We start from the raw sequence: 25,700 nt of genomic DNA, 5'->3' as shown, positions 1-25,700 counted from the left end.
ACCCCCGCGCGGCCATCGCTGCACATATCCGACATCGCAGTTGGGCGCGCGCCCTCGCACGGCAGTTATCTGCGCTTCCCAGTGCGGTGTGCCTACGCGCTCCCTCGCGGCCGAGTCGGCGTCCCCCGCACACCCGTTGTCTACTTGTCCAGGGCGCGAGGCTACGCGGCGCGGCCCACCTCGGCGGCCGTGGTCGCCATCGCGAAGAACTCCTCGGCCAGTTCGTCCGGATGCACCCGCGGGACCTCGTTCGGCTCGACCGTCGCGAAATGTCCCGAGTCGAACAGGGTCTGGGCCGCGCTGCGCTCGATCAAGCGGCTGATGAGCAGGCTGCCGACCCGTACCCCGCGGTCCCGCACCTGTTGATCGATCGCGTGCAGATAGTTGAGCAGGCCGGAACTCGGCACACTCACACTCGCCAGCGCGGCCTGCGTCTCCCGTACCGCGATGCCCTGCGCGATCAGCACCGCGCCGGAGCCGCGCTCGAGCATGCCGGGCAGCAGCGCGTGCGTGATGCGGACCGGGGTCAGTAGATGCAGCGGCAGCCAGGTACGCAGCGTGTCCACGTCCAGTGACAGCGCGTCGACCGGCAGCCGCGCGACGTCGCCCGGACTGTAGAGCGCCACGTCCGGAACCCCGTGACGGCCTTGCAGTTCCGCCAGCGCGGCGTCGACCTGCGCGTCGTCGGCGAGGTCCGCGTACAGGACGTCGGCGGTGACGCCGTCGGCGGTGAGGGCCGCGCGCAACTGTTCCAGCGTGTCCTTGTTCCGCGCCGTCAGCGTCACCGAATAGCCGGCGCGGCCGAAGCGGCGGGCCGCCGACAGGCCGAGGGCGGGACCGGCGCCGAACAGTGCCAGGTGGGGCATGTGATGTCCTTCCAAAGTCGAGAGGGTACTCAAGTTGAGTATGCTCTCGAGATAGCGTCACGTCGAGTCGGAGGGCGAAGATGCGCGCGTTCCCGGACGCGCTCGGCGAGTCGCGGCGTCCGCACGTAAGATGCTGCGATCGAAGGAGTTTCGGGTGCACGGGCATCCGGTTCCGCGATCAGGGGGTCCAGTCATGGGCGATCGGGATTTTCCCGCGGGCGAATTCGGCGCCAACGGGCCGTCCGCCGCTCGCATCTACCACTACCTGCTGTCCGGGGAGCCGATCCTCGAGGTCGACCGGCTGCACGCGGAGCACCTGACACGGATCGCTCCGCACGGTGGCGTACTGGCACAACACAATCGGAACTTTCTGCAGCGCGCGGTCACCTACATGGCCGAGCGGGGGGTGCGGCAGTTCCTCGACATCGGGTCCGGGCTGCCGACGGCCGGCAACACGCACGAGGTGGCGCGCGCCGTCGCACCGGACAGCCGGGTGGTCTACGTCGACTACGACCTGGAGGCGGTGCACCGCTCCCACGACCTGCTGGCCGCGCAGGGCGCGCTGGGCAGTGCGACTGTGCTGGAGGCCGACCTGCGCGATCCGAAGTACATCCTCGACCATCCGGATGTCGCGCGGCTGATCAGCCACGACCTGCCGGTGGGGCTGCTGGTCGTCGCGGTGTGGCATTTCGTGCCCGATTCGGATCGGCCGCTGGAGGTCATGGCGACATTGCGCGAATGGCTGCCGCCCGGCAGCTGTGTCGCCATGAGTCACCTGTCGCTGGACGATGTCGATCCGGATTTCCGCGCGCGGGCGGTCGCCGGCATGGCGGAGTACAACCGGGTGGTGACCGATCAGGCGACGCCGCGCACCCGGGCGGCGTTCACGGAGTTCTTCGACGGCTTCGCACTGGTCGAGCCCGGGGTGGTGTACGCGCCTGACTGGCGGCCCACCACCGCACCCGATTTGCGGCCCGCCGCCGTACCCGATTTGCGGCCCGCCGCCGCACCCGATTTGCGGCCCGCCGCCGCACCCGACCCGGCCGACGTGGCGCGGCAGGGCATCTTCGCGGGGGTCGCGATCAAGCCCTGATCGGCCGGTCGTCCGGCGCCGGCGGCTCGGGGGCATTGTTAGGCTGGGAAGATGGTGGATCTCGCGCCGCGACCGCGACGCCGCGACGCCCGGGACAATCGGGACAAGGTACTCAGCGCGGCGCGGCGACGATTCGCCGCCGACGGCCTCGACGCCTCCCTGAACGCGGTGGCCCGCGACGCTGGTGTCAGCATCGGCACCCTGTACAACCACTTCCCCACCCGCGCCGAACTGATCGACGAGACCCAGCTGGACCGGGTCGAGGAGTCGGTGCGCAGCGCCGAGGCGGCGCTGCGGGCCGCGGACCCGTGGACCGGGCTGACGCAGCACCTGACCACGATGGCCGAATTACAGGCCGCCGATCGGGGTTTCACCGATGTCTGCGTGCGGCCGCTGCCCGCGGGCAGCCGGATCGAGGCCGCGAAACACCGTGGCCAGGAACTGTTCCGCGAGCTGATCGCCCGGGTCCAGGCGGCCGGGGTGCTGCGGCCGGATGTCGACGTCACCGATATCGGGCTGCTGTTGTGGTCGGTGGTGCGCGCCACCGAAGGGGTGCGGCCGCAGGCCCCCGAGGCGTGGCGGCGGCATGTGGCGATCCTGCTCGACGGCCTGCGCACCGCCGCGGCGCACCCCCTGCCCGGACAGCCGCTGGATCCCGAGATCCTGCGCGTGGCAATGGAATCCGGCCGCTGAGCCCACTCATGCCTTCTCCGCGACGACGGGGATCTGCACCGCGTCGACGGCCTCGTGCACCTGGGCGCAATCGGCGGTCGTCAGGCCCGCGAGAGCGTCCGCCACGGCATCGCGGCAGGCGGTGAGCAGGGTGGCTGCCAAGGCCGGATAGTCGGCGCTGGGATAGAGCTGGGTCTGCACGGTCCAGTACAACGCCGCGGCCTTGACCAGGCCGAGGCCGCGTACCGTCCGGCCGTTGAAGGTGTCCCCGTCGGTGATCAGATAGGCCAGCTTGTTGCCCACACCGCTGTTGGTGTGCACGCCGCCGCGGTCCGGTACCCGGTTGCGGTCGGAATAGACGGCCGGCTGCCAGCCCGGCCCGCGGTACACCTCCGGCTGATGCCCGGGTCCCGAACGCGGCGAACGCATATCGCGGATCACCCCCACCTCGGTGCCGTTGCCGACCTTCCAGCGGTCCTCCGGCGCGTGCGGGATCCGTTCGGTGGTCAGTTCGGTGAACTCGCCGAAGACGTCGGACATGGATTCGTTGATCGCGCCGGATTCGTTGAGATAGTCGAGCCCGCTGGTCTTCTCGGTGACGCCGTGCGTGAGTTCGTGCGCCACCACATCGATCGCGACCACCGGTGCGCCGATCACGAAGCCCACGCCCTCGGCCCAGTAGGCGTTGCGATACGGGCAGGCCACCACGCACACCCGCACCACCGACCGCAGCGCGGGGCCGTTGCGGTCGTGGGCGTCGATCCCGATGAGATCGGTCAAGCTGTCCAGGCCGGTGTAGCGGTGATAGAAGACGTCGGTGTCGCCGATCCAGTCGTAGACCTCGTTCGCGTCGTCCTCGTCGGTGACCGGCGGACCGCCTTCCGTGCGCACCACCGGATAGCTGCCGGGCCCGCCGCAGGGGATGTCGAGGCGCAACTCGTCGCCGCCGGAATCGGCGTCGCAGATCACCCGGATCAGATCCTCCGCCGTCTGCCAGGCGTCGAGCACCGTCCGGGAGTCGGTGGCGTCGACGAACACCCGCCACCCGCGGTCGCCGACGGCGAGATCGAACCGGTAGGCCGGGCGCGCGACGTGCTCGCTGCGGCCGCTGCCGGACAGACCCGGGTCGTACCAGACCGAGCTCTCGGACCGCACCCGCACCGCGGCCGCCTCGGCGCGGGCCAGTTCGGCGGTGCGGTCCAAGGCGGCCGACCGGGCCGCCGCGGTCGGGGCCGGAGCCTCGGCCGGGAACCGGCCCAGGAGTTGTTCGGCGAGTGCGCCGGTGACCGAGAGCAGGGCGCCGTCGGCCTTCAGCGCCATCGCGACGCCGCCACCGTAGACCGGCACCGCGTCGACCGACTGGGTCAGGCGCACCGTGGTTCCCGTGCCGCGCCGCGACACCCGCTGGACCGCCAGATCGGCGGCCGGCCGGGAACCGAACACCTGCGCGACATCCGGTGCGTGGGCCACCGCCGCGCGGCTCGGATCGGCGGCGCCGCCGGGCGCCGGCACCGGCGCGTCGGGCACGACCTGGCGGACCGATCCGCCGGAGTTGCGATGAATCGTCTTGGGGCTGTTCACCAGTGAGGGTGGCGGCTGCGCCACCACGGTGACGGCCGGGACCGCCATCAGAGCCAGAACGAGACTCGCCACCACCGCTGGACGTACGAACATGCCAGAGCCTCCCGTGCCGGTCGCCATAGCAGACGCGTATCGAACAGTACTGTCGGGTGCCCCGATTCCCTGGCATCTCGATTCCGGCCGCGCCCGGCGGCCGGTCCCCTACAGCTTCGCCAGCACCTTCTGCACCGTGAGCCAGGTGCGCGTGGTGATGTCCTTGCCGTACATGCGTTCCAGCCACGCCATATGGCTCGGCGTGCTCCCGCCCTTCGAGTTGTCGATGACGGCGAACACCGCCCGCGCGGCGGCGTCGTATCCGAGGATCTCGATGACGGGAGCCAGCTCCGCCGGCAGCGGCCGCGACGGTGCGCCCGGCGCATCGCTCTTCACGAAGGTGACGGTGAGATAGCTGCCGCGACCGTGGGTGCGCTCACCGAAGGGTGCGGAGTCGACCAGTTCCCGCAACTCGTCGCGACTGCGGATCAGCGTGCCGCCGGCGATGCCCAACTCGGACGTCAATGCCTTCTGGATACGCGATTCCAGTGCGGGAACATCGGTTTCGGTACTGCCGAAGACGATGTTCCCACTGGTCAGTACCGAGCCGACGGATTCGAAACCCAGACCGGTGAAGACCTCGCGCAACTTCTCGCCGCGCATATTCGGATTGGTCGGCATGATCCCGCGGAGCAGGGCGGCGTAGCGAATCATGCGGCCGACCGTACCGGTTGCCACCGACAAGCTCCGGCCGCCCGACCCGGAAGTGTGTGCGGATGTTCAGCGCGCGGCGGTTCCGGCCTTCTTGCGCGCGATGTCCGCCAGCGCCGCCTCGTGCCGGGCCCGCTCGTCGGCCGCCTCGTCCCAGGCCTGCTTGCGGTTCTTCACCACTCTGGCCGGTGCCCCCACCGCGATGCCGAAGTCCGGGATGTCGCCGCGCACCACGGCGTGCGCGCCGAGCACGCAACCGCGCCCGACCCGGGTGCCGCGCAACACGGTCACCTTCGCCGCGATCCAGGTGTCCGGACCGATGCGGACCGGGCTCTTCACGATGCCCTGATCCTTGATCGGCATCGTGACATCGTCCATCCGATGGTCGAAATCGCAGATGTAGCACCAGTCGGCGACCAGGGTCGACTCCCCGATCTCGATGTCGAGGTAGGTGTTGACCACGTTGTCCTTGCCGAACACCACCTTGTCGCCGATGCGCAGCGAACCTTCGTGGCAGCGAATGGCGTTGCCGTCACCGATGTGCACCCACCGGCCGATCTCCATACGGGCCAACTCAGGGGTGGCGTGCACCTCGACCCGGCGGCCCAGGAACACCATGCCGCGCAGGACGATGTGCGGGTTGGCCAGCCGGAACTTCGCCAGCCGCCAGTAGCGCACCAGATACCACGGCGTGTACGCGCGGTTGGCGAGCACCCACCGCAGTGACGCCGCGGTCAGGAATCGGGCCTGTTCCGGATCCCGCCGACGCGAACCCCGCCAGCGTGCGCGCAACGGTGCGCCCCACATGCTCGTCACGAACTGCTCCTCGTGTCCTCGGGCGACCGTATCTTGTTCCGCGGCGTCCTTCCGCGGTGCCGACCGTGAGCTATCAGGGTACGTTCGCCGCACCCGCGAACGCTCCCCGCCCTCGTGACGCCGGGAAATCCGGCGAACCGGTTTCCGGGCGAGGCAGGCGGTCACGGTGTCGGCCGGAGGGGTTAGGGTCATGCAGGCCCGTACCAGCAGAGGGGAGCACAGTCAGGTGCGTCACAGCAGCCGGCGACCCGAGCACAGCGAGCACGACCGGCGTGCAGGGGATACGGAGGGATCGAGCGCGGCGGCGCGCAGTGTCGGCGCCCGCGCTCGGATGTCGTTGCGCCGAAAGGCTTTCCGGGTAGCGCTGCTCGGCACGCTCGGACTGCTGGCCCTCACCGCGTGCAGCGGCGGCCGCGAGGATCTGTCGGTCGGGCCGGGCAAGGGCTGGCCCTCGGCGTTCCACGACTCCCGCAACAGCGCCACCAGCCCGGTGTCCGGTTCCCGCCACCTCACGCTCGGCTGGTCGCGGCCCATCGGCGGGCCGGTCATGTCGGCGGCCACCGTGGGCGCCCAGGGGCAGGTCTTCGTCACCACCCGCACCGGCAACGACTGCACCGGCAATCCGGGCATCACCGGATCCGTCTTCTCCTTCCAGATGCTCAGCGGCCGCAAGCGCTTCTGCAACGTGCTCGGGCCGGACGCGATCGCCACCACCTCGGCGGTCGACGGCGCCTCCAACGTGTACCTCGGCGACAACGGCGGCGTGAACTCGTTCACCCAGATGGGTCAGCCGCGCTGGCGCACCCCGGTGGCCGGTGTCCCGGTATCGGTGCAGTTCACCGGCGACGGCCGGGTACTCACGGTCAGCCAGCTGGGCCAGATCGACGTGCTCGACCGGCAGACCGGCGACCGCGTCGCCGCCACCTATCAGGCGCTGGGCGAGCCCGACTACATGAAACTGCCCGATCTGCCGCGCCCCCCGGACGGCCAGGGCATCGACGACTGCGCCTTCGGCTGGCCGCACTGCCCGGTCGCCAACGTGTCGGCGGTCGACCCGGGCTCGGGCCGGTTCTACGTCACCGTGTGGCGCCCCGGCTCGGCCACGGCGTCGCTGGCGGCTCTGCGCTACGCGGACAAGACGATTCGCCAGGACTGGAGCGCCGACCTGCTCACCGAGGGCAGCGCCACCAGCCCCACCCTCTCCCCCGACGGCAAGACCGTCTACGTCGGCGACAATGCGGGCCAACTGCTCGCCGTCGACGCGGGCGACGGCCACCGGAAATGGGCCCAGCCACTGGGCTTCGCACCGATGGGCGCGATCTCGGCCGCCGACGGCCTCCTGATCCCCGGCGGTGACGACGGCCACCTGGTGGCCCTGCGCGACCGCGGCGACACCGTCGACATCGCCTGGGAGCGCAAGGATCTACAGATCCGCGGCCGTCCGGTACAGACCGCCGGCGACACCGGCTACGTGGTCGCCGCCATCGGCACCGGCCTGAACCTGGTCACCTTCGACACCCGCACCGGCGCCACCGTGGCCTCCGCCGTCCTGCCCGACGCCCAGGGCACCACGGTGGGCACCGCGATCGGCGCCGAGGGCGAGGTCGTGGTCACCACCCGCATCGGCGAGGTGTACGCCTTCAAGCCGGAGAAGTAGCCGCGGGCGGCGTCGCACACCGCGCCGACCGCTCCTGGTGCGGACACGACCGGCATCCGTGTGCGACGGACCCGCACGCCACCGGCGGGGATCCGCCACGGCACGAGACCGGAACCGACGTCCGGCCGGTGCTGTTCCCCGGCGGGACGAAGCCCCGATCAGCGTGTGACCGAAGGAGTTTCGCAGAGGAACACCGTCGGCGTCGCCCCGATCCGCGTCACGACCAGAGTGAGCGGGGTACCGCCGCGCGGCCGCAGCCGGGCCCGCAACGCGTCCGGATCGAGATCCACACCGCGCGTGAGGATTTCCAGTGGACCGCAGTCGCGGCGTTGCAACTCCGCCCGCAACGCCTTCTCCCGGAAGTCGAGCCGGTCGAGAATCCGGAACCCCCGCACCCTGTCCGGCACCCGATCCCCGGTGAGATAGGCGATGCGCGGATCCAGTTGCCACAGGCCGTGTCTCGCGGCATAGTGCCGAACCAGCCCGGCCCGCACCACCGCCCCGTCCGGATCGACGATCCAGTCCCCGGGCTCCCGCTCCGGAATGTCGTCCGGCTCGGCATCGGTGATCGTCCAGCCCGGCCCATTCGTACTCAGCACCGACGCCCGGCGCGTCACCCCCGGCGTAGCGAGCCCGGCCGACCACAGACACGCCTCCCGCACCGACCCGTCCAGCGACACCACTTCGACCTCCCCGTGCCACCGCATCCCCCCGAGTCCGTCCGAGCTCCGCCCGGCACCCCGCCCCCGTCCGCTCCCGCCCGGACCGCCCCGAGCGCCACGCCGCCGGGACTCCCGGCCGCCCCCGCTGCCCTCGGCTCCGGGCAGTGGCGAAACGCCACCGCCGGAGCCACCCTCCCCCGCTCCGCGTACCGATGCCGCATCGCCGGACCCGAAAGTCCCGCCCTCCGGCCGTACTCCGCCATCGCCGGGCCGGACCTCAGCGGCGTGCGGAGCCGGCCCCGTCCCGCTGTAGTCCTGTTCGGCCGCAGGTGTTCTCGCGCCGACTCCGGGCACGCCACCCGGTGCGCCGGATCGGCCGGGCACGCCCACCAGGAAGCTGTCGAAGTCGATACCCGGCGCGCACTTCACCACGAGGTCCCGGCCCGCATACGCCTCGATCAGATCCGGCAGCGGCGGTTGCAGTTTCGCCGGATCGTAGGTCCGGCGGCCGTCCGCGCGCCGGGCCGGATCGGCGATCACCACGGTCCCGATGCTGCACGGCGCCAGCGCGTCCGCGCGCGCGAGCAGCACGTTCGACGCACCGCCGAGATTGTGCGCCGCCATCGCCAGCCGCACCCCGTCCAGATCACTACCCAGTACCGACGGGCAAACCTGTTGCAGCGCAGCCAGTTCCGCACCGACGGAACAGGTCACGTCGTGCACCGCCCGCCCGGCCAGCCGGCGCGCCCGATGCGCGGCCACCACCGTCGGCGTCGCCTGCTGCAACGCGTCGTCGTCGAACAGCCAATGTTCGGCCCCCGGCAGCTTCACCGCGGCCCGCCGCCGCAGCCGCACCGTCTCCACCAGCACCCCGGCCCGCTCCCCGAAGTCCCGCCGCACCCGCTCGAGGTCGCGCACCAGACTGGCGGCGGTCAGCGGCAATTCGTCCACCGCAGCGAGCGCCGCTACCCCCTCCTGGCCACCCAGGTACCCGACATCCGCTCGCGAGAACCGATAGCCCATCACCCTTCCCTCCGACCCGGATCCTGCGGCCCGATACGCCACCGCGAAACGGTCGCACCGCACCGACCGTAATTCCCCTCGACGCCTCGATATCGGCTGCCGTGCGCGACAACAGGCACCGTTCGCCGCCCTCGGCGGAACCGAATCGTCCACAGTGCGCCTGGCACGAGAATGCCACTGTCACACGACATACGAACGCGGCCCCGGGAGCGCGCCACCCGAATCTCGACGAGAGCATCGCCACCGGACGTACGCATCCGGTAAGCCTGCGGAGTCCGTGAACGCACGGCCACAGCGCTTTCGGTCGTGTGCGGAAATCCGGCCCACCTGCCGGGGGCACGCAGTCACCACGCCCGGCACGGCCTGCTGCCGCCCCGGCGCCGGCGGTGTGCCGGAATCAGCACCGCCGCACCGGGTTACGTCGTCGCCCACCGGGCACGCGCGGTCACGATGTGCCGCACGGCCCCGGCCTACCGGCCCGAAGCGCCCGGCTTCACACCCGTGAGCATGGCGTTGTAGAAGAACTGCCGGGGAACGACGCGGCGCATGACATTCTCGTCCAGCCAGCTCAGGCCCAGCCAGGCGCGGTACATCACCATGCGGTAGCGCCAGGTGAGTTTCTCGTCGGGCACCGCCGCCTCGAAGGTGCGCACCGGCCAGCCCCACAGCGCCGCCGCGAACTCCTCGGTCTCGGCGTGCACGTCGACCGCGCCGGCCCGGGTCGCCATGCCCTCGAGGTCGGCCGGATCGAAGGTGTGCAGGTCGACGACCGCCTCCAGCGCCGCCGCGCGCGAAGACTCGTCGAGCTCCTCCTGCGGCCGCCGCCAGCCCTGCAGGAACGGCAGTTTGGTGATCTCGGTGGTGACCTTCCAGGTGGCCTGGCCCAGTCTGCGCGCGTACCGGTTGCCGATGGTGGTCGGCTCACCGGCGAAGACGAAGCGGCCGCCCGGCTTCAGCACCCGCAGGCATTCCTTCAGCGCCAGCTCCACGTCCGGAATGTGGTGCAGCACAGCGTGTCCGACCACGAGGTCGAAGGTCTCGTCCTCGTAGGGGATGGTCTCCGCGTCGGCGACGCGACCGTCCACGTCGAGGCCCAGGCGCTGCGCGTTGCGGGTGGCGACCCGCACCATGCCCGGGGACAGATCGGTGACCGAGCCCGATTTCGCGATGCCGGACTGCATCAGGTTCAGCAGGAAGAAACCGGTGCCGCAGCCGAGTTCCAGCGCCCGCTCGTACGGCAACACCGCATTCGGCGCCACCGCGTCGAAACGCCCCCGCGCGTAGGCGATACAGCGCTCGTCGTAGGAGATCGACCACTTGTCGTCGTAGGTTTCGGCCTCCCAGTCGTGATACAGCACCTGGGCGAGCTTGTTGTCGGCGAGGGCGGCCTGTACCTGTGCTTCGGTGGCGTGCGGGTTGGGCGCGGGATCGTCGGGGCGTCCGGTCATGGTGGCCAACCTTACTCGAGGGTCAAAATCGCCGCTGTCAGCGACCCGAGAAATCCGCGGAGCCGGGACCGTCGGCCAAATAAGAACGTGTTCCTATGCTGCGGTCGGCGGTCGCGAACAGCTCCGCCCACTCCACGCGGGCCCGTTCGGCACCGTGCGGACCGGCCTCGAACACCCGCTTGGCGGCGGCCAGCGCGAGCCGCGGGCCGCCGACGAAACGCCGGGCCCACCGCAGTGCGGCGAGGTATACGTCGTCGGGCGCGACCACCTCGTCGACCAGGCCCAGCGCCGCGGCCTCGTCCGGTCCGACGAACCGGCCGGTGTACACCAGATCCTTCGCCGCGGCGGGCCCGATCAGCAGGCTCAGGCGGCGGATTCCGGCCGGCGGCAGCAGTCCGGCGCGGATCTGCGGCAGGCCCAGTTTGACGTTGTCGCCGATGATGCGCCGATCGGCCCCCAACGCCAGCTCCAGACCGGCGCCGAGGCAGTAACCGCTGATCGCCGCCACCGTCGGCTGCGGCAGGCGGGCCAGGCAGCCGAGGGCGGACTGGACGTCGCCGGCCATCGCGCGCGCCTGCTCGACGGTCAGCCGGGCCGCCTCGGCGAGGTCGTCACCCGCGCTGAACACCCGCTCGTCGCCGTACACCACGACCGCGGCGATCGACTCGTCCTCCCCCAGCGCGCGTGCGGCGCCGGCCAGTTCGAACGCCAGCTGCGCGTCGATCAGGTTCGTCGGCGGCCGCGCGAACCGCAGCACGGCGATTCCGGCCTCGGGCCGTTGCACGCTCACATATTCGGCGTTCGCCGCCGACTGGTGTCCGGCGTTCGCCGCCGACTGGTGTCCGGCGTTCGCCGCCGGCTGGTGTCCGACGCTCGCCGCCGGCTCGGTGATCACGGTCTACTACTACCAGCGCCGGTGTGCCGCGGGCAGATCGGCGTAGTACGCGTCGCAGTCGGGGAACACCAGGCGGATCCGATCACCACCCCGCTCGAGCACCGGCAGTACCGTTTCGATATCGCGGTCGGCGGCGAAAAGGTCTGCGGCGGAAGCGAATCCGTGGAGTGTGCGCAACTGGGTCCAGGTCGGCCCGAGCAGTTCGTCGGCGCCGGCCCGCCAGCTGTCCAGGACGGCCGCGGGCGTGGCCCACCGCACCTCGCTGGCCTCGGAGGTGGCGCCGTCGGCCCGCTGCCCCGCGGGCAGCATCGCCACGAAGAAGTGGGTGTCGTAGCGCCGCGGCGAGATCTCGGGGGTGATCCAGTTGGCCCAGGGCCGCAACAGGTCCGCGCGCAGCACCAGCCGCTCCCGGGACAGGAATTCGCCGAGCGTCAGCTCGCGGCGCACCAACTGCTCCCGCACCGCGCTGTGGGTCTCGGCCTCGGTCACGACGGTATCGGCGGTCGGTCCCGCCAGCAGCACGCCGCACTCCTCGAACAGCTCCCGTACCGCCGCGCACACCAGCGCCCGCGCTCGATCCTCGCCGACGCCGAAACGCTCGCCCCACCACGCCGCGTCCGGCCCGGCCCAGCCGATATCGGCCACACTGTCCGACACGTCCACCCCGCCGCCCGGAAACACGGTCACCCCGGCGGCGAACGCCATCCCGTCGACCCGCCGCTGCAGAAACACCTCGGGCCCCGACGCGCCGTCCCGGACCAGAATCACGGTGGAGGCGTCCTTGGGCGCCGCCGGCGATTCCGCCCCGGCAATGATCTCACTCACCTTCGCACCATAACCGCCGCACGATCCGGCGCGAGGAGGCCCCTACCGGCTGCGGTGGCGGCCGAAGCGGTGCGAGCGGCGGGCGAAGTACCGGCCGTCGATGCGGTTGAGGGCGATCGACTGGTGGAACGCCTCGCTGAGGTTCTCCGCGGTCAGCACGTCCTCGAGCAGGCCCTGCGCGACGACGCTGCCCTCCTTGAGCAGCAGGCCGTGGGTGAAGCCCGGCGGGATCTCCTCGACGTGGTGGGTGACCAGCACGGTGGCGGGCGAGTCCGGGTCGGCGGCCAGATCGCCGAGTTTCTCCACCAGTTCCTCGCGCCCGCCCAGATCGAGGCCGGCGGCGGGCTCGTCGAGCAGCAGCAGTTCCGGATCGGTCATCAGGGCCCGCGCGATCAGGACCCGCTTGCGCTCGCCCTCGGAGAGGGTGCCGTAGGCGCGATCGGAAAGATGTTCGGCGCCCAGGCTTTCCAGCATGTCGACCGCGCGGTCGACGTCGACGTCCTCGTAGCGTTCGCGCCAGCGCCCGAGCACCGCGTAACCGGCGGAAACCACCAGGTCGCTGACCTTCTCGTCCAGCGGCACCCGCGCGGCCACCGCGGCCGACGAGAGACCGATGCGCGGACGTAGCTCGTTGATGTCGACGCGGCCCAGCTTCTCGCCGAGCAGCATGGCGACGCCCGAGGTGGGGTGCATCTCGGCGGCGGCCATGCGTAGCAGGGAGGTCTTGCCGGCGCCGTTGGGGCCCAGCACAACCCAGCGTTCGTCCAGCTCCACCTGCCAGGTCACCGGACCGACCAGGGTGTGGCCCGAACGCCGGACGGTGACCTCGTTGAAATCTATGAGTAGATCGGGATCCGGTTGCGGCACGGGGTACATCTTTGCCGACCCGTCCGGTCCATCGTCAACTCGGTCGGTTCGCGTGGTCTGTGTCATCGGTGACTCTCGGGCGGAATGGATGTCGTGTCACTGTCGGGTACTTCGAGCGGGTGCGCGGCCGGTACCGCGATCACCGTCATGGAACCGGGTGCGACCTCGGTGAACCCGGCGTCGCGGACCGCGACGGCGGTGCCTTCGGGCACCCGATCGCACAGGGCCGCCCAGTGTTCGCCGGCGGCGTCACGCACCGAGCACCGGAAGCCACGCCGGGACCAGGCGAACGCCTCGTCCACCGGGAGCGCCCCCGCGAGCAACATACTCGCGTGCCCCACCTGTGCGGCGGCCTTTCCGACCGTCATCCCCAGATCCGCGTTCACCCACAGCACGGGCAGCGCCGGATCCGGCGGACCCGGCTGGTCGGATTCCAGTTCGGTGCCGCCGATCTGCAACCGGCGGATTCGCGGATCGATGGCGCCGACAGGCCCGGGAACCAGCGCCCGCGCCCGCGCGCCGTCCGTCTCCACGGTCACCCCGTCGGCCTCCCCGGCGGCCGTCCACTGCGCCCCTCGCGCACGCCGGGCCACCTTGCGAATCCGGGACCGCTTCCAGGTCAGATACCGCTGCTCCCATTCCCCACCGGGACCGACCCGAGGATCCAGGCACAGCGCGACCGCGGCCGACGCGGCGGCGGCGAGCAACGCGCTGCGCACCGGCACGTCACCGTTCTTGGGCATGTACAAGACCATCTGCATGGCCTGCACGAGTGCGGGATCGTCGGGATCGCCACCGCCGCCGTAACCGGTCGCGAGTTCGGCGTGCCGGACGGCGAATTCCGCCCGTTCGTCGGCGGCCACGCCGAGGGACACCCTGCCCGCCGGCCCCGCACCCGGGACGACATCGGTGGTCGCCGGCACCGCATTTCCACCCGACGCACTCTCGGGCTCGGCACCTCCGGCCGAGGAAGTCGGCCCAGCCGGAGCGTCCGAAACCACCTCCATCGCAACATCTCCGGTTGCGGCGACCGCCGGGGTGGCCGGAACCTCCTCCGCCACGGCATTTTCGGTCGAGGCGTCCTCCGTCACAGCGTCCCGCGCGGCGACGGGCTCGAGCACAGTCGAAATGCCCTGCACCTCAACGTCTTCGGTTGCGGTGACCGAAGCGGCGGACGCACCCGGTCGCACCACACCGTCGGCCGACGACGCGGCTTCGGCGCAGCGGCGGGACGGCGCCCCGTGCGCCGGGTCCGCCGGTGATCCGCCGGGCGACGCGGCGTGACGGGTGTCGGATTCCGATGAGCCCATCAGCGCAGCGGCACCCGGCGCAGCAGGCCGTCGCGGGCGTCGGCCGCCTCCACCTCTTCGCGGGTCACGCCGAGGATGAACAGCACGGCGTCCAGGAACGGGTGCGACAGCGCCGCGTCGGCGACCTCGCGCAGCGCGGGCTTGGCGTTGAAGGCGATGCCGAGGCCCGCGGCGTTGAGCATGTCGATGTCGTTGGCGCCGTCGCCGACCGCGACGGTCTGTTCCATCGGCACCCCCGCGTCGGCGGCGAACCGGCGCAGCGCGACCGCCTTCCCGGGCCGGTCGACGATCTCGCCGATCACCTTGCCGGTCAGCTTGCCGTCCACCACCTCGAGGGTGTTGGCCTGCACGAAATCCAGCTCCAGTTCGTGCGCGAGCGGCTCGATCACCTGGCGGAAGCCGCCGGAGACGACCCCGCACCGGAAACCGAGCCGGCGCAGCGTCCGGATCGTGGTGCGGGCCCCCGGGGTCAGCTCGATCGTGTCGGCGACCTCGTCGATGACCGTGGCGTCCAGCCCGGCCAGCGTAGCCACCCGCTGCCGCAGCGATTCGGCGAAATCCAGTTCCCCGCGCATCGCGGCCTCGGTGACCCGGCGTACCTCGTCCTCGACCCCGGCGTGCGCCGCCAGCATCTCGATCACCTCACCCTGGATCAGGGTGGAGTCCACGTCGAACACGATCAGCCGCTTGGCCCGCCGGGCCAGTCCCGCGCGCTCGACCGCCACGTCGACGTTGCGCCGCGCGGCCACCTCGGCCAGCCCGGTGCGCAACCGGGTCTCGGCCTCCGGACTGCCGGACGGCACGGTGATCATCAGTTCCAGGCCGGTGACCGGATAGTCGGCGATCCCGCGGATCGCGTCGATGTTCACGCCCTGTCCCGCCAGCTCGCGGGCGATCGAACTGAACGCCTTCGCGGTGACCGGACTGCCCAGCACCACCACCGCATGGGTCGACAACCGGGCGCCGGCGACGGAATTCGCGCCGATCTCGACCGCGACCTCCATGCCGACGGTCGCCATGGCGTCCTCGAGCTGATCCTGCAGATCCTCCGGGTCGGCGGGCGAGGTCACCAGCACGCCGAGGGTGAGGCGGCCGCGGATCACGACCTGCTCGACGTCCAGCAGATCGACTCCGTGCCGCGACAGCGCCGCCAGCAGTACCGACGTCACACCCGGCTTGTCGGGGCCGGTGACGGTGACCAGCACGGTCGTCTCGGGCTCGGCCAAGTCTGGAACTCCGTTTCTCGCGAACTCGCCCCGCGCGCGGGGGCACGTCGGCCCGGTCATTCTGTCAGCCGCGCGACCGCACCGGGTCACCGGGCAGCGCCTCGAGACGGACGGACGACCGGTCCGTAAAACAGCGCGGCGGCCGTCCGAAGACGACCGCCGCGAGGGCCTTGCGGGTGCTAGCTCAGCACCTTCTCCGACTCGTGCAGCTGATGCGACTTGCTGCCCCAGCCCACATGGGCCTCGGCGCGCATCCGCTCCACCATGTGCGGGTAGTGCAACTCGAACGCCGGACGCTCGGACCGGATCCGCGGCAGCTCGTAGAAGTTGTGCCGCGGCGGCGGGCAGGTGGTGGCCCACTCCAGCGAGTTGCCGTAACCCCACGGATCGTCGACCGTCACGACCTCACCGTACCGGTAGCTCTTGAACACGTTCCAGATGAACGGCAGGGTCGAGGCGCCCAGCACGAACGCGCCGATCGTGGAGATGGTGTTCAGCGTGGTGAAACCGTCGGTCGGCAGGTAGTCGGCGTACCGGCGCGGCATACCCTGCGCGCCCAGCCAGTGCTGCACCAGGAAGGTGGTGTGGAAGCCGACCATCGTCGCCCAGAAATGCCACTTGCCCAGGCGCTCGTCCATCATGCGGCCGGTCATCTTCGGGAACCAGAAGTAGATGCCCGCGAAGGTGGCGAACACGATCGTGCCGAAGAGCACGTAGTGGAAGTGCGCGACCACGAAGTAGGTGTCGGACACGTGGAAGTCCAGCGGCGGGCTCGCCAGGATGACGCCGGACAGACCACCGAAGAGGAAGGTCACGAGGAAGCCGACCGAGAACAGCATCGGTGTCTCGAAGGTCAGCTGACCTCGCCACATCGTGCCGATCCAGTTGAAGAACTTCACGCCGGTCGGGACCGCGATGAGGAACGTCATGAAGGAGAAGTACGGCAGCAGCACCGCGCCGGTCGCGTACATGTGGTGCGCCCACACCGCGATCGACAGCGCCGCGATGCCCAGTGTCGCGTACACCAGCGTGGTGTAGCCGAAGATCGGCTTGCGGCTGAAGACCGGGAAGACCTCCGACACGATGCCGAAGAACGGCAGCGCGATGATGTACACCTCGGGGTGGCCGAAGTACCAGAACAGATGCTGGTACAGCAGCGTGCCGCCGGTCGCCGGATCGTAGATGTGGCCGCCCAGGTGCCGGTCGTAGGCCAGCGCCATCAGCGCGGCGGTCAGCAGCGGGAAGGCCAGCAGCACGAGCACGCTGGTCACGGCGATGTTCCAGGTGAAGATCGGCATCCGGAACAGCGTCATACCCGGGCAGCGGAGGCAGACCACGGTGGTGAGCATGTTCACGCCGCCGAGGATGGTGCCCAGACCGGAGACGGCCAGGCCCAGGATCCACAGGTCACCGCCGACCCCGGGCGAGTGCACGATGTCCGAGAGCGGGGTGTACGCGGTCCAGCCGAAGTCCGCGGCGCCGCCGGGGGTGATGAAACCCGCGGTCGCCATGGTGGCGCCGAACAGGTACAGCCAGTAGCTGAAGGCGTTCAAGCGCGGGAACGCCACGTCGGGGGCGCCGATCTGCAGCGGCAGCACGATGTTGGCGAAGCCGAACACGATCGCGGTCGCGTAGAAGAGCAGCATGATCGTGCCGTGCATGGTGAACAGCTGGTTGAACTGCTCCGGCGACAGGAACTGCAAGCCCGGGCGGGCGAGTTCGGCGCGCATGAGCAGCGCCATCAGGCCGCCGATCATGAAGAAGGACATCGCCGTCACCAGGTACATCACACCGAGGACCTTGGGATCGGTCGTGGTGACGCACTTGTAGATGAACGAACCCTTCGGACCCAGACGCTGCGGATACGGCCGAGTCGCTTCCAACGTGGGGACTGGCTGAGGCTCTACAGCAGTCACTGATCCTCCTGACGGTCGGCTTGCGCTACGACAGATCGTAAACCGTGCTGCCGCAAGCCTCCCGCCGGGTCCTACTCTGTGTCGTAATTGGGTGTCACCGGGTCCGCGTGTACCCTCCCCCGCATGCCGGTGATCGAGGTCGACCACACCCGAAACACTCGAGCGCGCAACAGCACCCGCCGCGGGGCCACCGCCGGCGCGGCCCTCGCGGTGCTGGTCTCGGGAGTGCTGGCCGGTTGCGCCGGCGGTACCACCGACGCCGAGAGTTCGATCGTCCGCACTACCACCAATGTCGCCGGCGCGGCCGTGGTGGGTATCGAGCGCGACACCCGCCAGGCCTGCCCACTGCCCACCGCCCCCGACAAACCGGGCGCCGACCCGCAGCGCATCGTGGTCCTGGACACCGCCGCCCTGGACGCGGTCTGCGCGCTGGGCCTGTGGGAACGAGTGGCCGGCGCGGCCACCCTCTCCGGCCCGTCCCCGCAACCGGCCTACCTCGGCACGGGCCTGGCCAAGGCCCCCGGCGTGGGCACGGTCGGCAGCCCCGACCCCGCGAAGATCGCCGACCTGCACCCCGACCTGATCCTCGGCAGCACAGGCGACGGCGACCGGTCCGCCCTGCAAGCCGTCGCGCCCACCGTCCTGGTCGACCCCGGCGCCGACTGGCAGGACCGCTTCACCGCATACGCGACGGCCCTGGGCCGCGGCGCGGCCGGCGCGAAGGCCCTCGACGACTACCGCACCACCGCCCGCGAAACCGGCTACGCGATCGCCGCCAACTTCTCGCAGGCCTCGGTGATTCGCTTCACCGACAAGGACATTCAGGTCCAGGGTGACGACACGTTCGCCGCCGCCGTCCTCACCGACACCGGCGTGCAGCGCCCCGTCGCGCAACGCGGACACTCCTTTTCGGTCACCGCCCTCGGCACCGACACCGAACGCGCGAAGGTCGAAGGCGACCTCATCTACCTGATGTTCGACGGCACCCCCGGCCGCGAACACGCCGAATCCGTTATGCACAGCAAGGATTGGAAGAAGCTCGGCGCCGTCGCCGACCGCCGCGAATTCGCCGTCGACGACACCATCTGGCACGGCTCCGGCATCACCGCCGCCCGCGCGATCCTGGAAGATCTGCGCCGCACCCTCAACGGCTACGTCACCGACTGATTCCGATCGCCCCCGGGTTGCCGAACTCCTGGGATGATCACTCGAATCTCATTGGCACCAGGGGTGTTTCAGGGTAGGTAGGGGTTCACCCGGATTCCCGATTTCAGGGTGCCGCCCGCAGCGCCGCCGATCCTACGATCGAGCCGACCTCATCGGACGCTGCCTGCGACGGAGACCTCATGTCCGCTCCCCCTGCCCCCGATTCGACCACCCTGGCGAGCCGCCTGGCACGCATCCCCGGCGGCCGCCGCACGAAATGGATCGTGCTGGCCGCGTGGCTGATCGCCATCGTCGCCCTCGGCGGCTTCGCCGGAAAACTGAACGGCGCCGAGAAGAACGACAACATCCAATGGCTGCCCGGCGCAGCCGAATCCACCCAGGCGTACCAACTCGGCCAGCGCTTCGGCGGCGCCGACGAGGTCCCGGTCGTCTTCGTCTACGAACGCGCCGCCGGCCTCACCGACACCGACCGCGCGGTGGCCGCCGCCGACACGGCCCGCTTCGCCCAGGTCCCCGGCGTGGCCGCCGCCTCGATAGTGGGCCCGGTCCCCTCGAAGGACGGCCAGGCCATGGAGGTCCTGGTCCCGATCCCGGTGGGCCACGGCGGCTGGGACACCATCGGCGCCACGGTAGGCAAACTGAAGGACGCCGCCGGCCCCCATCCACCCGGTTTGTCGATGCTCCCCACCGGCCCCGCCGGCTACGGGGCCGAATTCTCCGCGGCCTTCAAGGGAATCGACGGCACCCTCCTGTACGCGACCGCCGCCGTGGTGATCGTCATCCTGCTGCTCACCTACGGCCCGATGCTGTGGATCCTGCCCCTGATCGCGGCGGGCGGAGCCCTGTCGGTGGCGATGAGCGCCGTCTACAGCGCGACGGGAATGGGCCTCACCGTCACCGCCCAGAGCGCCGGCATCCTCACCATCCTGGTCTTCGGCGCCGGAACCGACTACGCCCTCCTGCTGATAGCCCGCTACCGCGAGGAACTCCGCCGCCACGAGGACAAACACGAGGCCATGGCGGTGGCCCTGCACCGAGCCGGCCCCGCGATCCTCGCCAGCGGCACCACGGTGATCATCGCGATGCTGGTTCTCCTTGTGGCAGAACTGAATTCGACCAAGGGCGTCGGCCCGGTCTGCGCGATCGGCGTAGCCGTGGCCCTCCTGGCGATGCTGACCCTGCTGCCCGCCCTCATGGTGATCCCCGGCCGCTGGATCTTCTGGCCCCGCCACCCGAACTTCGGCACCGCGGACCACACCGCCACCGGAATCTGGTCCCGCATGGGCGACTTCATCGCCGGCCGCCCCCGCGCGGTCTGGATCGGCACCGGCGCGGCCCTGCTGGCCCTGTCCTTCGGCGTCACCGGCCTGCACAACACCGGCATCGCCAACCAGGACGCGTTCACCAAAACCACCGACGCCGTCCGCGGAAACGAAGCCCTGGCAAGACATTTCGACCTGGGCACCGGCTCCCCGGTAATCGTGATAGCGAAAACGGCCAGACTACAAGAGGTCTCGTCCGCCATAGCCGCCACCCCCGGCGTCACCGCCCCCTCGGCGGCCCACACCAGCGGCGACCTGATGCAGATCCAGGCCACCCTCACCGACGCCCCCGACAGCCCCGCCGCCGGCGCCACCATCGACCGCCTACGCACCACCCTCCACACCATCGAGGGCGCCGACGCGAAAGTCGGTGGCGACACCGCGATCCGGACCGATATCGAACGAGCCTCGTCACACGACAACCGAGTAGTGGTCCCGCTGGTCCTGCTCGTGGTGATGGCCATCCTGATGCTGCTCCTGCGCTCCCTCCTGGCCCCCGTCCTGCTCACCCTGACGGTGGTCCTGTCCTTCTTCGCCGCCCTCGGCCTGAGCACCCTGGTGTTCCACGCCGCCGGCTTCCACGGCGCCGACCCCGCACTCCCCTTGCTGGCCTTCGTCTTCCTGGTAGCCCTGGGCATCGACTACAACATCTTCCTGATGTCGAGAGTCCATGAAGAAGCCAAGACCCACGGCACCCGCCGCGGCGCCCGCACCGGCCTCTCCGCCACCGGCGGCGTGATCACCTCCGCCGGCCTGGTCCTCGCAGGCACCTTCGCGGTCTTCGCCACCATGCCGATGGTCGCCTTCGCCGAAGTAGGCCTGGTCATCATGATCGGCGTCCTCCTGGACACCCTGATAGTCCGCTCGATCCTCGTCACAGCCCTCAACCTCGACCTCGGCGACCGAATCTGGTGGCCCAGCCCCCTCTCCCGCCGCCGGGACCCGGACCCGGAACGAGAACCGGTCCCGGCCCTGAACTGATCCGGTCCACACCGGCAGAGGCTCTCCGTGCCCGCACGGAGAGCCTCTGCATTCTCGTGACCGGTTGTCCCACAAAGCGATCCACCGACCCGCCATTGATCGGAAATCTTATCATCACCATAAAGACGATAAGCGCCCATAATATGATGCACATCACGATATAGCCGGTTATCGTCAGAATACTGAGGATAAGAGTCGACCAGGTTCGGACAGACCGACGGGCACACCCACGTCACCGGGCAGGCGAGCGAAGCTCATCCCGCCGCTCGCTGATCATCCGTTGCAGCCGCCGCGTCGCCTTCTCGTCGAAGCCGATGTCCGAGACCCGGTCGATATACGGTTCGGCGGCATCGACGATACGCGCCAGACCGCGTTGGACAGCGCGCTCGGCGACACCGAGACGCGCAGCGGCATCGATCCACCACCGGTAGGCCAGTTTCCCGTCCCGGCCGTACAGCGACAGGGCCATGGGATCACTCCAGGACAGATAGGGCTGAGTCGTCAACAGGTCGTAAGCCGGCGTCACCTCCCACACCCCGTCGGGCTTCTGCCCGATGGAGAGATTCTTTCCATGCAGGTCACCGTTCCCGATCAGGTAACTGAAGGCTGCGATCTCCAACATCCGGACGATCGCCAGCGGGTAGGACCCGCCGCCGGCGGTCACCGCGTCGGCAAGAGCTTTCATCGCTTCCTGCAAGGAGATTCGATACTTCGCGGCCGGATACCGTCCGCTGACCTGACATGCGTCCTCTTGGGCCAACTTTCGGACACCGTTGCGTTCGACGATTCGATCGAAGCGATCGACGAACAGGGCGGTGCGCCTGCGACCGTCGGCCGCGAGCTGGTGACGCGGAACCCGAATCCCACAGGCCGCCGCCATGTCGAGGAAGAAGTTCTCGTTCTCCACCAGGCACGGATGGTCCGGCGGATTGAGCTTCAGAATGGCCGGCCCACGGGTGGTCGCCACCGGCGTGGAGATCATCTGCGCGGAGACCTTGACCTGCACACCGGGCAGTCCCGCACGGTCGACACCCCCGGCGTCGGCCGAAGTCGCCTGGGAGAACAGTGATTCGAAGTCCGCCTCGGCGGTGTCGGCGCCATCGAACATCGGCACCGGGTCCGCCGGTCGGCTACCGGCCGGAACCACCTGCACATCACCGATCGTGTCCGTGCCGACCGCGAGCAAGAGGCTGAAGTGATCATCCTCGCTCGTGCGCGCCGCAGTCGTGATCGCACTGAGCCGCAACCCTTCCGGCAGCAGTCCGGCGAAGAACGGCGGCACCGAACCTCCGCTGGCCGAATACCGGCCGGCCCGCTTGGGCAGGGTGAATGCCACCGGTGGCGCCGACGAATCGGCCAGATAGGCGTCGGAGTACGCGAATTCGACGACCTCACCGGCCCGCCGGAGCTGTCCGGCAAGGAGCCCGGCCTTGTACACATCCGCCGCATCGATCGCCCGCAGTGAACCCAGATCCGGAAAAGCGGTCATCGGCGAGCGCTCCGATCGGTACCGAGATCAGCCGCGCCAGCCGGAAGTACCGTCGCGGACGCCTGCGACATGGCGACGAGCGTGGAGCCGAGGGCGTCCAATACGCGAAGCGTGACATCGAGCGTCGGTGAGATCCGGCCAGCCTCGACATTACGGACGGTCGAGATGCTGACGTCCGCCAGATCCGCGAGGTCGAGTTGCGTCAACCCGAGAGCGTGCCGACGTTTCGCCACGAACTCCGCGAATTCGGTCAGCGGCCCGACATCCGTTCTGGCCCGCCGACGAGGCTGAGGCCGAGTCACCCGATCACCTCCCTGCACGAACGACTGACACGAAATACGACGAATTCGAGTCAGGCTATCACTCTCCTGGCAACGATAAGCGTTGACATAGTGACCCCAGTCACAAAATCCGCGCTTAACAGCACAATAACAGCGATAGCCCGCGCGGCCCACCTCTCGAACCGCCCCCATGATCACCTGCGCCGAGTGATCCACCAGACGCCGGCCAGGATCGTCACGCTGAACAGCAACAGCCCACCACCCAGTTCGGCGATGAGGCCGACCCGGCCCGGCAGACTGAGCGCGCCACTGAGGGTCACGTTGAGGGAACCGACCGCGAAGGCGATCATCGCGGCGAACAGAGCCACCATCTCGATGGAACGGTACTGGTTGCGCTGGGTCGAATCGGCCAGCTCCCGCAGCTCCGCCCGGTACCGCTCGGTCAGAGCGGCGACTTCTCGGCCGTGTTGCGCTGCGGCCGTACGCATCTCGTCGGCATGTCGCGCGCTGATCCGCTCGTAGGTGATCATCTGCTCCTCGAGCCGATACTGCTGCTGCAACAGGTCGTAACTGACCCGCCACCCCACCCGGGGCAGTTTCCGCAGTGCCGCGCCGATGCTGTCGAGCGCGGCATCGTAATCACCACACAGCCGCTGCCCGATCGCCAGCCGATAAGCGAAGATGTGATCGTCCGGATACAGTGCCACCGCCTCCGCGGCATGCGTGCGCAAAAGCTCACCGCGCCCGGCGAATTCGACACTGATCGCCACCCCGTTCAACGCGACGTCCACCGCCTCCCTGGTGCGACCCGGCGCCTGCCACGCCGTCTCGAACAGCGACCGCGCGTGCTCGGCCGTGATCCGCCTGCTACCGAACGCCGCCAGCGCCCGCAGCGCGACGAAAAGCGGCTTGTCCCAATAACTGTGGCTGATCGACACCGACAACGGCGAGGACTCCAGGAACTGCGCCAGTTCGTCGAAAGCGTAATCGGCACGCAGCTTCCCGGCGTGATACAGCGTCGCGAAGTAGGCGCGCTCACCGGTGCGATCGGCGGCGATGATATCGGCGGTGGCGTCGGCGATCTCCCCCGCCGAATCCACGGTGTCCCGGGTGATGAACGCGTAACCCATCGCCCACTTCTCCCGCACCGCCTCCGCATGATCGGCCGCGACGTGCTCCGTCAGCCACCCCGCACAGTCCACAGCCGTGTACAACGACGGCGAATCCCGAAACCGCAAGTTCCAGTACCGATCCGCACAGATCAGATACGGATCGGTCGCGAAATCCGCGGAAGGAACGGTGAACTGCGGCTCGACCCCCTCGGCAACATACCCGCGCGCCAGCCGATCGCAATCACTGTCCAACTTGCGCGATCCGGACACCGCGAGTGCGGCCAGCGCTCGTTCCACCGATGCGTGATCCATCCCGACCCCTGCCCTCCGATGCCAACGCCGTCGCTGCCTGCTTACCACACCCCGCGCCACGATGATCATGACAATGGCAGACTGACCGCCATGCGGGTCGAGGTCATCACAGCGGTACACGATGCCTACGCCCATTTCCTCTCCGCAGCATGGAAATCCCTACGCGCCCAAACCCATCCGGACTGGCGCTGGCTGGTCCAGATCGACGGCCCCGAGGCCGCCGCCCTGCCCGCACTCGTCGCCTGCGGCGCCGCCGGCGACCCCCGAGTCGAGGTGGCCGCCAACGGAATCCGGGTCGGCCCCGCCGTCACCCGCAACGTCGCCCTCGGCCGCACCCACGCCTCCCTGATCCAGAACCTGGACGCCGACGACGAACTCGAACCCGACGCCCTCACCGCCCTGTCCTCCGCGCTCCAGCAACACCCCACCGCGGGCTTCGCCGCCGGCCCGGCCCGCGACCTCCTCAACTCCGGATCACTGGTGGACTTCCCGATCCCCCTCCCGCCCGGATTCACCACTCGCGGAACCATATTCGAATACTGGACCACCCACGAACGGCTACCGATCCACCCGGCCGGCGTGATGTGGCAGCGCAACCTCCTGCTCACCTGCGGCGGCTGGGCCGGCCTGGAAGGCATGGAGGACACCGCGCTCCTCCTGTCGGCCTCGGCGCTGGCCCCCGCCGCGCTCCTCGACACCGTCACGTTGCGCTACCGCCGTCACCGCGCGCAGCGCTCCAAAAAAACCACGGATTTCGAGGGGGGGGGGGGAGTCATTTACGGCTGATTCACCAGCGCTGCCGCACTTTACTGACGGGACCGGTCTGGGCGGCACCACACCAGCCGTGAGGTCGTCGATACCCTCGCCGGCTCATCACCAGAGCCGCTGCCAGGTCGAGACCAGCGAGATGACCTGGCGTCGCTGACGAATACCGATGCATCGAGCACCGCACGGCCGGGAACCACTCCGGTAACACCCACGCCGCGTCACCGGCCGATCCGGATCAACTACCAGCCGCTGTCCCGCCAAGCGGAAGTGCTGTCGAGTTCCTCGTAGGCATCCTGCTCCCGCACCGCACGAGTGGGCGCCGGTTCCGGATCTGTACCCGTGAAGGTGAAGATTGCCGCGACCCGCGAATCGTCCCGCAGCTCCATCAGCGCACTCTCGGCCCGAAAGTCTTTGTCCGCGACAGCGGCCCGGTACGCGGCGAGCACTGACCCCGCATCGGGAGTCGACACCGACAGCAACCGATTCTCGCTGTCCACGACCACCTGCACACCCTGGACGACACCGACGCCCCGAACCTGCTCCAACGCCCGCCCGGCTCGCTGCACCTTGCTACCGAGTTGCTCGGAATCATTGCCTGACAACGGTATTCATTCCCTTCCACCGTGTAGCCGGGTCATGACGAAACGTTCGATCCGGGTAAAGTGCG

At 69.6% G+C, this 25,700-nt stretch carries 22 protein-coding genes; 6 read left to right on the top strand and 16 right to left on the bottom strand.

Going from position 1 to position 25,700, the window contains the following annotated elements:
- Positions 1-161: 161 nt before the first annotated feature.
- Positions 162-866: an SDR family NAD(P)-dependent oxidoreductase gene (locus NRB56_RS25375; RefSeq protein WP_153346412.1), complete on the bottom strand. Its 705-nt coding sequence runs from the start codon at positions 864-866 to the stop codon at positions 162-164.
- A 193-nt stretch (positions 867-1,059) separates the two neighbouring features.
- Here NRB56_RS25375 and NRB56_RS25370 point away from each other — a divergent pair, with 193 nt between their 5' ends.
- Entirely contained in the window at positions 1,060-1,959 is a 900-nt protein-coding gene (locus NRB56_RS25370; protein ID WP_153346411.1) for an SAM-dependent methyltransferase, read from the top strand.
- A gap of 51 nt (positions 1,960-2,010) precedes the next feature.
- On the top strand, positions 2,011-2,652 hold the full coding sequence (locus NRB56_RS25365; RefSeq protein WP_153346409.1) for a TetR/AcrR family transcriptional regulator: 642 nt from the start codon (positions 2,011-2,013) through the stop codon (positions 2,650-2,652).
- A gap of 6 nt (positions 2,653-2,658) precedes the next feature.
- Here NRB56_RS25365 and NRB56_RS40550 read toward each other — a convergent pair whose 3' ends face one another.
- The 3 genes from NRB56_RS40550 to NRB56_RS25350 all read right to left on the bottom strand — a co-directional run bounded on the left by NRB56_RS40550 (position 2,659) and on the right by NRB56_RS25350 (position 5,772).
- Positions 2,659-4,305, bottom strand: a complete 1,647-nt coding sequence (locus NRB56_RS40550; protein WP_194290986.1) for a M4 family metallopeptidase — start codon at positions 4,303-4,305, stop codon at positions 2,659-2,661.
- Positions 4,306-4,413: 108 nt separating this feature from the next.
- Entirely contained in the window at positions 4,414-4,959 is a 546-nt protein-coding gene (locus NRB56_RS25355; protein WP_153346405.1) for a DUF1697 domain-containing protein, read from the bottom strand.
- Between the two features lie 66 nt (positions 4,960-5,025).
- Positions 5,026-5,772 carry an acyltransferase gene (locus NRB56_RS25350; RefSeq protein WP_319943503.1) on the bottom strand — a complete coding sequence of 249 codons (747 nt, stop codon included), beginning with the start codon at positions 5,770-5,772 and terminating at the stop codon, positions 5,026-5,028.
- A gap of 331 nt (positions 5,773-6,103) precedes the next feature.
- Between NRB56_RS25350 and NRB56_RS25345 the strand changes: the two genes are divergently transcribed.
- Positions 6,104-7,429 (top strand): outer membrane protein assembly factor BamB family protein, encoded by a 1,326-nt coding sequence (locus tag NRB56_RS25345; RefSeq protein WP_153346404.1) that lies wholly within the window; start codon positions 6,104-6,106, stop codon positions 7,427-7,429.
- Between the two features lie 158 nt (positions 7,430-7,587).
- On the opposite strand, the gene NRB56_RS39275 is transcribed toward NRB56_RS25345, so the two are convergent.
- The 8 genes from NRB56_RS39275 to ctaD form a co-directional block, all read right to left on the bottom strand.
- A complete protein-coding gene (locus tag NRB56_RS39275) occupies positions 7,588-9,114 on the bottom strand; it encodes a THUMP-like domain-containing protein (protein ID WP_227838329.1) in 1,527 nt (508 codons plus the stop codon).
- 470 nt (positions 9,115-9,584) lie between these two features.
- Positions 9,585-10,562 (bottom strand): class I SAM-dependent methyltransferase, encoded by a 978-nt coding sequence (locus tag NRB56_RS25330; protein WP_153346402.1) that lies wholly within the window; start codon positions 10,560-10,562, stop codon positions 9,585-9,587.
- A 37-nt stretch (positions 10,563-10,599) separates the two neighbouring features.
- On the bottom strand, positions 10,600-11,352 hold the full coding sequence (locus NRB56_RS25325; protein WP_319943549.1) for an enoyl-CoA hydratase-related protein: 753 nt from the start codon (positions 11,350-11,352) through the stop codon (positions 10,600-10,602).
- Positions 11,353-11,466: 114 nt separating this feature from the next.
- Positions 11,467-12,282, bottom strand: coding sequence for an NUDIX hydrolase (locus tag NRB56_RS25320; RefSeq protein ID WP_319943502.1), 816 nt, complete (start codon positions 12,280-12,282; stop codon positions 11,467-11,469).
- A gap of 42 nt (positions 12,283-12,324) precedes the next feature.
- On the bottom strand, positions 12,325-13,158 hold the full coding sequence (locus NRB56_RS25315; protein ID WP_153346400.1) for an ABC transporter ATP-binding protein: 834 nt from the start codon (positions 13,156-13,158) through the stop codon (positions 12,325-12,327).
- Between the two features lie 53 nt (positions 13,159-13,211).
- Positions 13,212-14,072, bottom strand: coding sequence for an aminoacyl-tRNA hydrolase (locus tag NRB56_RS25310; RefSeq protein ID WP_406603528.1), 861 nt, complete (start codon positions 14,070-14,072; stop codon positions 13,212-13,214).
- A 386-nt stretch (positions 14,073-14,458) separates the two neighbouring features.
- The gene (gene serB, locus NRB56_RS25305; protein ID WP_153346398.1) at positions 14,459-15,685 is read right to left on the bottom strand and encodes a phosphoserine phosphatase SerB; all 1,227 of its coding nucleotides are present in this window, start codon (positions 15,683-15,685) and stop codon (positions 14,459-14,461) included.
- A 179-nt stretch (positions 15,686-15,864) separates the two neighbouring features.
- A complete protein-coding gene (gene ctaD / locus NRB56_RS25300; RefSeq protein WP_319943501.1) occupies positions 15,865-17,601 on the bottom strand; it encodes an aa3-type cytochrome oxidase subunit I in 1,737 nt (578 codons plus the stop codon).
- A 123-nt stretch (positions 17,602-17,724) separates the two neighbouring features.
- Between ctaD and NRB56_RS25295 the strand changes: the two genes are divergently transcribed.
- Positions 17,725-18,768, top strand: a complete 1,044-nt coding sequence (locus tag NRB56_RS25295) for an iron-siderophore ABC transporter substrate-binding protein (protein WP_153346394.1) — start codon at positions 17,725-17,727, stop codon at positions 18,766-18,768.
- Between the two features lie 179 nt (positions 18,769-18,947).
- The gene (locus NRB56_RS25290) at positions 18,948-21,071 is read left to right on the top strand and encodes an MMPL family transporter (RefSeq protein WP_153346392.1); all 2,124 of its coding nucleotides are present in this window, start codon (positions 18,948-18,950) and stop codon (positions 21,069-21,071) included.
- A gap of 232 nt (positions 21,072-21,303) precedes the next feature.
- Here NRB56_RS25290 and NRB56_RS25285 read toward each other — a convergent pair whose 3' ends face one another.
- The 3 genes from NRB56_RS25285 to NRB56_RS25275 are packed head-to-tail and all read right to left on the bottom strand — an operon-like array spanning position 21,304 to position 24,265.
- Complete coding sequence (locus NRB56_RS25285; RefSeq protein ID WP_153346390.1) at positions 21,304-22,560, bottom strand: type II toxin-antitoxin system HipA family toxin; 1,257 nt, start codon at positions 22,558-22,560, stop codon at positions 21,304-21,306.
- Entirely contained in the window at positions 22,557-23,033 is a 477-nt protein-coding gene (locus NRB56_RS25280) for a helix-turn-helix transcriptional regulator (protein ID WP_153346736.1), read from the bottom strand. The genes NRB56_RS25285 and NRB56_RS25280 overlap by 4 nt, the downstream gene beginning before the upstream one ends.
- Before the next feature lie 2 nt (positions 23,034-23,035).
- On the bottom strand, positions 23,036-24,265 hold the full coding sequence (locus tag NRB56_RS25275) for a hypothetical protein (RefSeq protein ID WP_153346388.1): 1,230 nt from the start codon (positions 24,263-24,265) through the stop codon (positions 23,036-23,038).
- 90 nt (positions 24,266-24,355) lie between these two features.
- Here NRB56_RS25275 and NRB56_RS25270 point away from each other — a divergent pair, with 90 nt between their 5' ends.
- Positions 24,356-25,051: a glycosyltransferase gene (locus NRB56_RS25270; RefSeq protein WP_194290985.1), complete on the top strand. Its 696-nt coding sequence runs from the start codon at positions 24,356-24,358 to the stop codon at positions 25,049-25,051.
- 221 nt (positions 25,052-25,272) lie between these two features.
- Here the strand turns inward: NRB56_RS25270 and NRB56_RS25265 are convergent, their stop codons facing one another.
- Positions 25,273-25,635 carry a hypothetical protein gene (locus tag NRB56_RS25265; protein ID WP_153346384.1) on the bottom strand — a complete coding sequence of 121 codons (363 nt, stop codon included), beginning with the start codon at positions 25,633-25,635 and terminating at the stop codon, positions 25,273-25,275.
- Positions 25,636-25,700: the final 65 nt, after the last annotated feature.

The sequence above is a fragment of the Nocardia aurantia genome, assembly GCF_009604425.1.
Lineage (GTDB): Bacteria > Actinomycetota > Actinomycetes > Mycobacteriales > Mycobacteriaceae > Nocardia > Nocardia aurantia.
This window is presented reverse-complemented; position numbering and strand designations above follow the sequence as displayed.